Below are 12,550 nucleotides of genomic sequence, written 5' to 3'. Positions count from 1 at the left end.
GCGCTTACAGACATTCGCGAGCGGCTTTCTCCAGCGCACTTTTGCCGAAGGCCGAGGCCAGTGGAGCGCGCTGATACAGGAACACTCGGGTATTGGGGTTGCCTTTGAACACTTCGAGAATGTCGTCTTGCGACACTTTGCCCGTGACCAGCAATTTATAGTGCCCTTTGCTTTCGGTCATCGTGGTCGAGGGTTTGAGCGCCTGCCATTTGGGCAGTACGCATTGCACATAGTCACTCGCCGTTTTAGGCGATTCCAGATCCACCGAAGGATTGTTCGGGGTCGAGCCACAGCCAGCGAGGGTCAGCGCGAGTGCGCTGGTCAGCAGTAAAAGACGCATCTCTTTCGTCCTGAAAAAAGAATGGGGGTCACTTTAGAAGGCGGCAGGATCATACGCCATATCAATTCAATATCATTGAAGACGTGTTCAGCAGGCGTTCAGAAGCGATTGTTTTATAAGGGTTAAATAACGAGCAGTGTTGGGAGCTACCATCATTTGCATTAATGAAGCGTTAGCACTTCATGAGTTGGTGCGTATGTTGACGAGACGGGGCGCAAATGAAAAGAGCATCCCGTGAAATATCTTCGATGACCGTTGGTAGGCAAAAACGAATATTAATTCTCATTGACGTGTTCACCTGATGAACCCCGTCCGGCCCCGGGTGTGCCAACGCTACATCGGTGGCTGGGTCTCGCGGTACATGCGGATACGGGCTGTGTGCCTGCCGTGTTTTGTGTGCTTTTTCGAGATGTGCTGAAGCTTCGATTGCCCTCGGCAATGGCCTTCGTTTTGCACCGGCTCTGTTTGCGGTTCGATAACCAGAACAAGAAGGTGGAGGTAGTGATGCAATTCAAACAAGCGATTCTGGCCCTGGCCATCGGTGGGGTGCTGTCGGCATCCACCGTGCTGATTCCTGACACGTTTTCCCATTCCAGCGCGTACGCCAAAGATGGTGGCGGTGGCGGTGGCGGTTCGGGTGGTGGAGGAGGCGGCGGTGGCGGTAGCGGCGGCGGTGGAGGTGGCCATGGCGGCGGTGGCTCCGGCGGCGGTGGCGGCAGTGGTGGTTCGGGCGGTGGTGGCTCCGGAGGTTCTGGCGGTGGCAGCGGTGGCGGCCATGCTGGCAACGATCATGGCAATGACCATGGCAACCATGACGGCGCCAATCACGACCGAGGCGATGACCATGGTAATGACCGGGGCAATCACGATGTTGGCGATGATCACGGTAACCACGCGGCCGATCACACCCAGATAGGGGATGATCGCGGTAACGATCAGGCTCGCGCGGGCGACGATCATGGCCGGGATCGCGGCAATCATGATCGCGGAGACGACCATGGCGGGCGTCGCGGTGCACACGCCGAACCGGGTGATGATCACGGCGTTCACGCGGGCGATCAGGCTCGTGCGGGCGATGATCATGGCCGGGACCGCGGTAATCATGACCGTGGTGATGACCATGGCGGGCGTCGTGGCGTACACGCCGAGGCAGGTGACGACAGCCGCGTCTGACAGCCTTTCAACCGGTGGAGGAAGCCGCGCAAAGCGGCTTCATTCACGGGATCTCGCCTTCAGTTCAATCCCCAATACCTTGTAAATTTCCCCACCGGCAGCGGGGGCCAATCCCCGGCCCTGTCACTTAGCGTGCCAACTGTTCTTGCTGAATTGTTACGACATCTTTCACTGAAAACCGCGAGTTATCTGGCGTGGCGCGCCACTGTTTTGCTTCTACGGTTCCCGTGTTTTGACTCTGGCAAGGGATTTGCCCCTTCACCCATCACCTGCAGGCGTTTCGCGCGATGTGCGGCCCCAAATACCCCTGACGCGCGACGCTTCACCAGGGCAGTCGGATGAAACACAAATGCTCCTGTGCATGAGTTGAAGGTGAACCACCATGAAACAACCTGCGCGTTTAAAGTTTCCCCCCATCCACGGGTTTCAGCTTTTGCGCGGATCCTCCGCCGTATTGATTGCCCTGAGTCTGGGCTTTGCGTGTGTCAGTGCCGCACCGGTCGACAACGAGGATCAACCACCGCCCACTGACCCGTCGGCCTATAACGATCCGCCTGCCGACCCGACCGCGGCGCTCAATAACTTGCTGACGTTGCCTGAAGCCAACGAAGGCGCGCTCGATCTGCCCAACGGCGTTCAAGGCGATCGTGCGAGCACCCGGGTGGAAAACGTCTTGCCGCCGTCGGCGCAAACCAGTTTCAACTTTCCCACCAACGGTAAACCCAGCCCGCTGTTCGGCGCTCAACCGTTCACCCAGCCGGTGCTGTTGTTCGAGGAGTTCGGGCCGACCAAACTGGACCCGACCCATTCTCCTTCGCTGATTCCGTTCCCGGCACCCACGCTCGGCCCTGGCCCGGCGCAGGATCCGACCAACGTCGCCCGCAGCGGTCCTTCACCGGATGCGCTGGCCGCCTTCCTCGCTCAACCAGGGTTGACGCCATTTCCTACGCAGTTCGCCAACTCGTTGGACCGCAACCCTTGGCAGTCGCAGATCGAAGGCTTCCTTAACCGCCACATCGATGCGCCCGCTGAAGGGCGTCCGCCGGGAAAAGGCTGGTCGCACCAGCGCTGGAACGAGTTCTACCCACAGATCGCCTACAAGACCGTGCAGACCGGCGCCCACAGCAACAGCGGCTTTCGTGATCACCTGCAATTGCACGATTACAAAGGTGGGGAGTGGGGGCCGGGCGGGCTGAATTACTACCCCGATGGCAGCACCAACCATGGCGGAACCGCGTCAGGCATCGGCGTGCGTATTCACCCGTTGATGCCGGTGCAGGACCACAATTCGATCTGGACCTTCGACGGCACGCTGCCGCCCAAATTGCTGATGGTGCGTTACGGCCAGCCGGTGTTGATGCGTCACTACAACGGCCTGCCCATCGACCCGTCGGCCAACAAGGGCTTTGGTCTGCATACCATTTCCACCCACGAACACAACGGTCATAACCCGGCCGAAAGCGACGGTTATGCCAACGCGTTCTTCTTTCCGGGGCAGTACTACGACTATCGCTGGCCAATGCAACTAGCCGGTTACGACACCATCAACACCAACGCCAAGGACCCTCGCGCCGCATTCCCCTGCGCGCCGGGTGAAACCCTGTGGGTGAACGACGACTCGCCAGGCCTCAAAACCTGCGATCACGGCACTATCAAGATTCGTGGCGACTGGCGCGAAACCATGAGCACTCACTGGTTCCACGACCACATGATGGATTTCACCGCGCAAAACGTCTACAAGGGCAACGCGGCGATGATGAACTACTACAGCGCGCTGGATCGCGGCAATGAGGCCATCGACGATGGCGTCAACCTGCGCTTCCCCAGCGGCTCGTACCTGGCCTGGGGCAACCGCGACTACGACGTCAACCTGACCGTCGCCGACAAGGCCTGGGATCAGAACGGCCAACTGTGGTTCAACCCGTTCAACACCGACGGCTTCCTGGGTGACGAAATGGTCGTCAACTGGGGCTACAAACCATTCCTTGACGTCCGTGCCCGCAGCTATCGGTTCCGCATTCTCAACGGTTCGGTGTCGCGCTACGTGAAGATCGCCATCGTGCGTGAAATCAAGGGCAACAGCGGCGAGTTCCCCGGCCCGCAAGGCTCGGGCGTGTCCTATGCCCGCGTGCCGTTCCACATGATCGGTAACGACGGCAACATCATGGAACATGCCGTACCGTTCGACGGCACCATGGACCTGGACGGTGACGGGGATCTGAAAAACAACTTCGGCATCCTGCCGACCCAAGGCATCGCCGAACGCTACGACATCATCGTCAACTTCGCGAAAAACGGCATCAAGGTCGGCGACAAGTTGTATTTCGTCAACGTGATGGAACACGAAACCGGCAAAGGACCGAAAGGCGAAGTGCCGCTGGCCGATGTGCTATCCGGCAAGTATCAGGCAGTGATCAAACAGGGCAGCAAAGGGCCGCAGTGGGACAGGGGAGACCCGGTGGTCGGCCTGTTCATGCAGATCAACGTCAAGCCTTACTCCGGCCAGGATTTGGCCATGGATCCGTCGCTGTATGAACCGGCCAAACCCGGCAAGGCAGAAGGCAAGGTGATGATTCCGCTGACCCTGCACCGCGACAACGCCAGCGACATCGCGTTGCTGAATCAGGCACGCCACCGCACCTTCATCTTCGGTCGTTCCGACGGTACGGACTCGGTGCCCTGGACGATCAAGACCGACGGTGGCCTGGGCTTCAACATGGACCCTCGCAGGCTGTCGGCGGGCATGCACCTGGCCAACGGTCCTGAACCTGCGGGCTATCAAGGCACGGGCACCCTGGAAGTCTGGAAAATTCAGAACGGTGGTAATGGCTGGACCCACCCGGTGCACGTCCATTTCGAGGAAGGGATCATCCTCAGTCGTGGCGGCAAGGCACCGCCTGAGTGGGAAAAATGGGCGCGCAAGGACGTCTATCGCATCGGCACCGACAGCGGCGACAACGTGGAAATGGCCATTCACTTCCGCGAATTTGCCGGGACCTACATGGAACACTGTCACAACACGCAACATGAAGACAACTCCATGCTGCTGCGCTGGGACATCGAGCATCCGGGGCAATTCCAGTTGATGCCAACGCCGATGCCGAGCTGGGACGGTGTCACTTACGTCAGCTCCGCCGCACTGCCTACCTACCACGACGGTGACGGCGCAGGCCCTACGGTCAAGTTGACCGCCGCCACGTCCACATCGAGTTCGGGGTCTGGCTCTTCAGGCGGCTCGGGTTCCTCTGGCGGGTCCGGCTCGTCGGGTGGTTCAGGTTCGTCGGGTTCGGGCAAAGGCAAATAGCGATCTGAAGAATCGCGGAGGGTGCTGTCATGTTCCAGATGCTTCGCAAGGCGGTCATTGCAGGGGCCGCGTCGATGATCACCATGGTCTGGGGCAGCCTCCCCGGGGTGGCCGCCGACGCCTCATCGGCCACCCCGTGGGGGGAGGATTTCTTCCCCAATACGGCGCTGGTCAATCAGGATGAACAACCGGTGCATTTCTACGACGACCTGATCAAAGGCAAGGTGGTAGTGATCAACTTCATCTTTACCTCCTGCACGGATTCCTGCCCATTGGAGACTGCGCGGCTGCGGCAGGTGCAGCGCCTATTGGGGGATCGGGTCGGTCGTGACGTGTTTTTCTACTCCATCAGCATCGACCCGGACACCGATACCCCGGCGGTCCTGAAACAGTACGCGGCCAAGTTCAAGGTGGCGCCGGGCTGGCAGTTCCTGACCGGCAAAAAGGACGACATCGATCAGTTACGGCGCAAGCTGGGGCTGTTCATCGAGGGCGTCGACAACGGCCGCACGACGGATCACAACCTGAGCCTGATCGTCGGCAACCAGAGCACCGGTCGCTGGATGAAGGCCTCGCCGTTCGAGAATCCCTACATCCTGGCCGACCAGTTGGGCAACAGCCTGCAGAACTGGAAAGTCGCCAGCGCTCAACAGGACAGTTACGCCAACGCGCCTGAAGTGCGTGCGCCGAGCCTGGGCGAGCAGATTTTCCGCACCCGTTGCGGCGCTTGTCACACCCTTGGGCATGAAGGTGAAGAAGCGACCGGTTTGCGCGGCGTCGGGCCTGATCTGCTGGGCGTGACGCGCCAGCGCGATGGCCTGTGGTTGGGGCGCTGGCTGAAGGAACCGGACGTGATGCTGGCCGAGAAAGACCCGCTGGCGGTGAGTTTGTACGAGGCCTACAACAAGGTCGCGATGCCCAACCTGCGCATGGCCGACAACGACATCGCCGAAGTGCTGCGTTACTTGCAGGACGAGACCGACCGGCAGCAACCGCACGCGCACATTCACATGGCGGGTGAAGATCCTCATGCGGGGCACGACGTGCACGCCGGGCATGAAGGGCACCAGATGTAGGCAGGCCGTCCGGTGGATGCGGCCCCCAGGTTTGCGCGTCATGGGACACGCTGACTGCCAATGCTCGTTACTGAAGCAGATCGCTCGGTTGTTGCGCAGTTAAGGCCATTTATTTCGTTGACTTTGCTCGTTATAAGCATAGAGTGAGCTAAATCGAGCAATTATGATCGCTAATCGTTCATTGGCGAGCATTGCTCCAGTCAATCGATCGCAGGGTGAGAAATGTCGAGCGAACTGCAACGGGCTGCTTATGCAGTCCTGCTGCCAGCCTTTGCCGGGTTGGAACTGGATGAGACGGTGCGCCGTTATCTCAATCGAGGTGGGGTTTCGATCCTGTTGGGCGAGACCCGCGAGGAATACCTGGCGCGGAACATGAGTTTCGAACGTCGGCGCACGGAAACCCACGCGCACTTCACCGGCATTGCCGATGCTGCTGCCGTGTGTGCCGGCGCGCCGATTCTGGTGGCGGTGGATCAGGAACTGGGCGGCATACAGCGCCTGCATCGGCTGGTTCCGGGGTTGCCCTCGGCGCAGGCGTTGACACACCTGAGCGCTGAAGAGATCGAGGCGCGCAGCTACGAAATGGCCAGTGCGGCCCGGGTCATGGGGGTGAATCTGTTTCTTGCTCCCATCGTCGACGTCGTCACGGGGAGCAACCCCTGGTTGTACCAGCGCAACCTGGGGCCCGACCCGGCTGAGGTCTCGCGCATCGCCTGCGCCTTCATTCGTGGCGTGCAACTGGCTGGCGTGATCGCCACTGCCAAGCACTTTCCCGGTCACCACCAGACCGAGCATGATCCGACAGAGGCGCTCGCCAGCGTGCCCGATTCGGCTGAAGACTTTGCGCAGGGCCTGAAGGTGTTTCGTGAAGTCATTGCGGCAGGGGTTCAGGCCATCATGCCGGGTCCTGCGGTGTTTCCGGCGCTGGATCCGGAACGTTCGGCCAGTACCTCGGAGAAGGTCATCGGTCTGTTGCGTGGGCGTCTGGGTTTCGAGGGTTTGATTGTGTCCGATGACCTGGATGCTGTATCGATTCTACGCGGCAACAGCCTGGCGGTGACGGCGGTCAACGCGTTGCGAGCGGGGGCTCATCTGCTGCTGGTGTCCAGCGAGTCGGGGCTGGACGCGCTGGCACAGTCCATCGTTCAGGCGGTTGAGAACGGTCAGCTCGCCGAGGCTCAGCTGCTCGCGGCTGCCGAAAAAGTGCGGGGGGCCGCCCGGGTCTCGAAAGCGCAGGTCGATTCGGGGCTGTACGTGTCGTATTCCATTCCGGGCGGACATTTGACCCGTCGCGTGGCGCGTTGAGCATGCACGACCTTCATTTGTAATCGGCTCGTTCAGGCCTTACGCTCCACGGCATGCCTGTCACGACAAAAGGAATGCCTGATGAGTTGGTCTGCCAAGCAGTATTCAATGTTCGAACAGCAACGCACGCGCCCGGTCCGTGATCTGGTCGCCGCGATTCCCACCGAGCAGGTGAACACGGCCATTGACCTGGGCTGCGGGCCGGGTAACTCCACCGAGGTGCTGGTCGAGCGCTTTCCAGACGCCGTGATCACAGGGCTGGACAGCTCCGAAGACATGCTGGGCGATGCTCGACAGCGCTTGCCGAATATCTCGTTTGAACTCGCCGATATCGGTTTATGGAAGCCTGCGAAAACCTACGACGTGATCCTCGCCAACGCGTCGCTGCAATGGGTGCCGGATCACGCCGAGCTGTACCCGCGTCTGGTCAGTCTGCTCAACCCCGGCGGTAGTCTGGCGGTGCAGACCCCCGACAATCTGGAAGAGCCGGCACACCGTCTGGCCAGAGAGATCGCCGCGAGTGGTCCCTGGTCGAGCAAGATTGGCTCGGTGAAACACCCGGATCGTCATCCGGCGGCCTATTACTTCGAACTGCTGCAACCTCATTGCACGCAAGTCGATGTCTGGCGCACGACCTATCATCACCCGCTGGCGGGCGGTCACGGGGCTGTGGTCGAGTGGTTCAAGGGCTCGGCGTTGCGACCGTATCTGCAAAAGCTGGATGACGGCGAGCAGGCCGCGTTTCTTGACGCCTATCTCAAGGCGATTTCACAGGCTTACCCCGCATTGGCCGATGGCTCGGTGCTGTTGCCATTTCCGCGCCTGTTCATTGTGGCCAGGCGCTGAGCGTCAGGGTTCGCCGTCCAGTTGGCTTTCGCAGGTTTGGCGTCGAGCACGACATTTGGAAATGGCACGATCCTTGTGGGAGCCAACATGGAAGCTTCCACAAGCGTGGCGTCCGATGGGTTAAAACCGGGGTGACAAATGAACAAAAATGAAGCGACGCTGGCTGAGCGTCTGATCCGCAACTTCAACGAAATACCTTTGCAGGACGAGCGCCGTGACCCGCTGTACCAGAGCCAGGCGGCCAGGTTGGGGACAGGCACCGCGGCGCGGAAACTGGGCGCGTCGGTGGACATCGTCGCGCCGGGCAAGCGCTCGTGCCCTTACCATTTTCACCATACGCAGGAAGAAATGTTCGTGGTCATCGAAGGGCAGGGCAGCCTGCGGGTGGCCGGTGAGCTTCTGCCGATCAAGACTGGCGACGTGATCTTCATCCCCCCAGGCCCTGAATACCCTCACCAGATCATCAACACCTCCGAGGCGCCACTCAAATACCTGTCAATCAGCACCCGTGAAACGCCGGAGGTCTGCGAGTACCCGGATTCGGGCAAGTATCAGGCGATGGTCACGATCAACGGCGCCCGGGCCTTCACGGCGGTGCAGCGCACGGACGTCTCGCTGGATTACTGGGACGGCGAGCCTTGATCGGCCCAGTCATCCTGGTGATGTGGTTTTGGTTATAACCATAGATCCATTCGGTCTACGACCTATATAAGAAAAAGTGAGGGCTTTAGACGAAATATCGCTATCCTGCGCGCCAGTTTTTTCGTGCGCATCAGGCAGAACAATGGATTTTGGCAATATCGGTTTCGTCGTGGCAGGTCTGGCCGTTGGTTTCGTCGTCGGCATGACGGGTGTGGGTGGCGGGTCGCTGATGACCCCGATCCTGTTGTGGTTCGGCATCAACCCGGCGACCGCCGTCGGCACCGACCTGCTGTACGCCGCCATCACCAAAAGTGGTGGTGTGCTGGTGCACAAGAAGAACGACAACATCGATTGGGGCATTACGGGCTGGCTGACCCTGGGCAGCGTGCCTGCGGCGGGCTTGACCCTCTGGTTCCTCAGCACCCTGCACACGGCGCCTGATGCGATGAATGCCGTGATCAAGCAGGGGCTGGGTATTGTCCTGTTGCTGACGGCTCTGGCCATTTTCTTCAAGAAGCGCCTGCTGGCGTTCGCCCAACGGCATGCCGGTGATCACTATCGCCTGCGCGACCGCAGCCTGAATGTGCTGACCGTGGTCACGGGCGTGGTGCTCGGTGTCATGGTCGCCCTGACCTCTATCGGTGCAGGCGCGCTAGGCACTGTGGCCTTGTTCATCCTGTATCCGTTCCTCGACACTCGCCGGCTGGTAGGCACCGAGATCGCCCATGCCGTGCCGCTGACCCTGATCGCAGGGTTGGGCCATGCGAGCATGGGCAACATGAGTTGGGCGATGTTGGGTTTTCTGCTGATGGGTTCACTTCCCGGCATCTACATGGGCAGTCAATTGACGGGGCGCGTGCCTGATGCCGTGCTACGCCCGTGTCTGGCGATGATGCTGATCGCCATCGGCTACAAGCTGGCGTTCTGATTCACAAGCGATACGCGGCTCGTCAATCCATGGCGTGCCGCTTAAACTGACGCTCTTTCTGCCCGACCTCGAACGGACGTCCCATGCTCGCGCTCTCGACCCTTGCGCTGTTTTCCGGTGCCTGCCTCGCACTGGCCATCACCCCAGGCCCGGACATGCTGCTGATCGCCTCGCGCAGCGCCAGCCAAGGCAAGGCAGCGGGATTCGCGTCCCTTGCAGGGATTCAACTGGGCACTTATTGCCACGCTCTGGCCGCCGCGCTGGGGCTGTCGCAATTGTTCGTCACGGTACCGGTCGCCTACGACGCGGTGCGTTTCATCGGCGCAGCGTATTTGCTGTACCTGGCGTTCAAAACCTTCCGCTCCACCGGCACTGCACTGTCGGCCAACGCATCACTGCCACGCTACTCGCGGCTGCAAATCTTTCGGCAGGGCCTGTTGACCAACGTACTTAACCCGAAAATGGCGCTGTTCGTGCTCGCACTGTTTCCCCTGTTCATCGACCCGAATGCCGGGTCCATCGTGGTTCAAATGCTGGTGCTGGCCACTGTGCTCAACGTCGTCGGCGTCATCGCCAACGGCGCGGTGATCCTCATGGCCAGCCGACTGGGGCAGCGCATTGGCAGCAGCGAGCGTGCGGCGCGTTGGATGCAGAAGATTCTGGGGACGGTGTTTCTGGGTCTGGCGTGCCGTCTGGCGCTGGTGGGGCGGGACTAGCAGGACACTGTATGCGCTGCCCTTGATGCGTACCCAGATCCCGTCAAACACCACGGCCCGCCTTAATCTTCAGGCGGGCCGTGGTGTTTTTGCTTAGCAGAGCCGGTCAATCACGCGAACGCCATCCTGATGTCGCGCGTTGCCCCACTCACTGCTGAGGGTGTCGAGCACTTGCCCCAGGAATTGCTTGTCGGCCGCCGCTTTCTTGCCGACGTAGCCCTGGCCTTTGCGGTACATCTTCAGCCGCGCACGCATGTGCGGGTGCTGATCAACGAACTCTTGTTCCTCGGTGCAGGCGCCCAGGCCGTCCATGTGGACATCACCCTTTTCGCAGACCCAGAGAATGTGGCTATCGAGGGAGTCCTTCTGCGCCGCGAACAGTCGAGCCAATTGATCAATGGTGGGTTGATTGTTCAGATTCATGATTGGATACCCCTTTTTGCCCATTTGTTAGCTATCTGGTTAGTTCACACACGGTTCGTATACATAGCGGCGAATCGTCCGTCGATCCGCAGTCATTCCACACGCTGACAACTGGACTCCTTGATGCACGAATACATCGGTAAACAGAGCCGGAATCAGAGCCGGGCGCACTGGATGTAGTGATGATGGAGGGCTGCTACGGGATGAGGCGAAACGCAGGGGAGAAACAGCGGACGTCAGCGGACACTGGCGACGTATCGTGGTCGGCCACAAGTGTCATGAGGACGTTTCGCCAGCGCTCGGCCTATGGGTCGATCATGCCGGTTCAGCTTCATCAATCTGCCTTGTGGGCAGCACACATCCAGAGGTTGTTCGACGGCTATGTCGAACGGTCCCGGAATACTTTTGCCAGCTCTCCCGATCGGGGAGACGGCCTCACTATGCAATCGCGAAAAGACTTCGTCAACCGTTTTGTAGTGAATATTTTCAAGAACTACATTTTCTGTAGTTCCAATACACAAAGGTCCGTTCGTGACTACAAAGTCAGTGAAATCGGGCCTTTGGCGCCAGGTAGACGTTCACAAAACAACGTGATGGCCGCTCGGACTATGGATCTGCGTGCGGAATACACCGGCTTACGTCACTCGTCTGTCAAAATGTCCAGATGTAGACTAAATGACAATATTTGGATAATGTGTCCTGAACTGAATCACTGAATCACAGGTCACCACAGCCCATGAAAACGTCTCGCGAAGGCGATCAACATTTGTTGCAGCAGATCAAACGGGTCGCCGAAGGGCTGGCCGAAACCTTCGCGCCGTTCTGCGAGGTGGTGGTTCATGACCTCAAGGACACTGAGCATTCGATTCAAGCGATTCACAACAATCTTTCCGGGCGTCAGCCGGGGGATCCGACCACTGAGTTGGGGCTGGCTCGCATCGCCGACCCGGAATACCCGGAAATCATCGCCAACTACGCCAACCGTTTCCCTGATGGACGTCAGGCGAAAAGCACGTCCATTGGCATCAAGGGAGAGGACGGCCAGTACGTTGCCGCGCTGTGCCTGAATATCGACCTGACCCTGTTTCAAAGCCTGCAATCGGCGATGGCGCAATTCACCCGTGTCGAAGCCAAGGTCAGCGAGACGCTGGAGACCGGCAGCGCCGACAGCATTCGCGAGCGCATCGATCAATTTGCGGCCCGACTGGCCAGCACACCCCGCGCCCTCAAGGCTCCCGAACGTCGGCAATTGCTCCAGGAGCTAAAAGAGGCGGGTTATCTGGACATTCGCAAATCCATGGAAGTGGTGGCGCAACATCTGGGCGTATCGCGGGCGGCGGCGTACAGCTACATCAAATGAGCGATGAGGTGATTGTGGTGATGAATTCGAAGGTATGCAGCAACAGCCCGGACTTGCCGACGCCCGTCGGGCATTACACCCACGTCTGCGCGGCGGGCAACCTGCTGATGATTTCCGGGCAATTACCTGTGAGTCGGGAAGGTCGACCGCTGACCGATGCGCCATTCGAGACTCAGGCGCTACAAGTGTTTGCGAACCTTGATGCCTGTCTGGCGCAGGGTGGGACTGACAAATCGCGGCTGGTGCAGGTGCGGGTCTACGTGACCGATATGCAGCATTGGCCGCTGTTCGACAGGCTCTATGCCCAGTGGCTTGGGGATCATCGCCCGGCGCGGGCGGTAGCGGGTGTCGCCCAGTTGCATTACGGGCTTGCGGTGGAAGTCGAAGCCATGGCGTTGCGGCCTGAGTGATCGACGCTGCCTGTGTCTGGCCCTCGA

General features: G+C 59.8%; 12 protein-coding genes. 9 read left to right on the top strand and 3 right to left on the bottom strand.

Translation table 11 applies throughout. From position 1 onward, the window contains the following. Positions 1-4: 4 nt before the first annotated feature. Entirely contained in the window at positions 5-340 is a 336-nt protein-coding gene (locus tag ACI5GA_RS02985; protein WP_404632409.1) for a hypothetical protein, read from the bottom strand. A 333-nt stretch (positions 341-673) separates the two neighbouring features. Beyond that, positions 674-1,462 (bottom strand): hypothetical protein, encoded by a 789-nt coding sequence (locus ACI5GA_RS02980; protein ID WP_421421633.1) that lies wholly within the window; start codon positions 1,460-1,462, stop codon positions 674-676. 433 nt (positions 1,463-1,895) lie between these two features. Between ACI5GA_RS02980 and ACI5GA_RS02975 the strand changes: the two genes are divergently transcribed. From ACI5GA_RS02975 to ACI5GA_RS02945, 7 genes are all read left to right on the top strand, one after another. Continuing rightward, complete coding sequence (locus ACI5GA_RS02975) at positions 1,896-4,817, top strand: multicopper oxidase domain-containing protein (protein ID WP_421421630.1); 2,922 nt, start codon at positions 1,896-1,898, stop codon at positions 4,815-4,817. A 74-nt stretch (positions 4,818-4,891) separates the two neighbouring features. Then, the gene (locus tag ACI5GA_RS02970) at positions 4,892-5,893 is read left to right on the top strand and encodes an SCO family protein (protein WP_421425428.1); all 1,002 of its coding nucleotides are present in this window, start codon (positions 4,892-4,894) and stop codon (positions 5,891-5,893) included. Between the two features lie 222 nt (positions 5,894-6,115). Further along, entirely contained in the window at positions 6,116-7,198 is a 1,083-nt protein-coding gene (locus ACI5GA_RS02965) for a glycoside hydrolase family 3 N-terminal domain-containing protein (protein WP_421421627.1), read from the top strand. A gap of 81 nt (positions 7,199-7,279) precedes the next feature. Continuing rightward, positions 7,280-8,044 carry a trans-aconitate 2-methyltransferase gene (gene tam, locus ACI5GA_RS02960; protein ID WP_421421625.1) on the top strand — a complete coding sequence of 255 codons (765 nt, stop codon included), beginning with the start codon at positions 7,280-7,282 and terminating at the stop codon, positions 8,042-8,044. 138 nt (positions 8,045-8,182) lie between these two features. Beyond that, positions 8,183-8,686: a cupin domain-containing protein gene (locus ACI5GA_RS02955; RefSeq protein ID WP_421421623.1), complete on the top strand. Its 504-nt coding sequence runs from the start codon at positions 8,183-8,185 to the stop codon at positions 8,684-8,686. A 142-nt stretch (positions 8,687-8,828) separates the two neighbouring features. Next, positions 8,829-9,614, top strand: a complete 786-nt coding sequence (locus ACI5GA_RS02950) for a sulfite exporter TauE/SafE family protein (protein ID WP_404632397.1) — start codon at positions 8,829-8,831, stop codon at positions 9,612-9,614. Between the two features lie 83 nt (positions 9,615-9,697). Beyond that, entirely contained in the window at positions 9,698-10,330 is a 633-nt protein-coding gene (locus tag ACI5GA_RS02945; RefSeq protein ID WP_404632395.1) for a LysE family translocator, read from the top strand. 93 nt (positions 10,331-10,423) lie between these two features. On the opposite strand, the gene ACI5GA_RS02940 is transcribed toward ACI5GA_RS02945, so the two are convergent. Beyond that, on the bottom strand, positions 10,424-10,753 hold the full coding sequence (locus ACI5GA_RS02940; RefSeq protein WP_404632393.1) for a hypothetical protein: 330 nt from the start codon (positions 10,751-10,753) through the stop codon (positions 10,424-10,426). 736 nt (positions 10,754-11,489) lie between these two features. Between ACI5GA_RS02940 and ACI5GA_RS02935 the strand changes: the two genes are divergently transcribed. Together ACI5GA_RS02935 and ACI5GA_RS02930 are read left to right on the top strand one after the other, a co-directional pair. Continuing rightward, positions 11,490-12,113, top strand: a complete 624-nt coding sequence (locus tag ACI5GA_RS02935) for a helix-turn-helix transcriptional regulator (RefSeq protein ID WP_404632391.1) — start codon at positions 11,490-11,492, stop codon at positions 12,111-12,113. Positions 12,114-12,133: 20 nt separating this feature from the next. After that, entirely contained in the window at positions 12,134-12,523 is a 390-nt protein-coding gene (locus ACI5GA_RS02930; RefSeq protein ID WP_404632389.1) for a RidA family protein, read from the top strand. The last annotated feature ends 27 nt before the right edge of the window (positions 12,524-12,550 follow it).

The organism is Pseudomonas sp. Pseu.R1, from assembly GCF_045764065.1.
Taxonomy (GTDB): Bacteria; Pseudomonadota; Gammaproteobacteria; order Pseudomonadales; family Pseudomonadaceae; genus Aquipseudomonas.
Note: the sequence above shows the minus strand (reverse complement) of the source record. Positions and strands in the feature narration are given on the sequence as shown.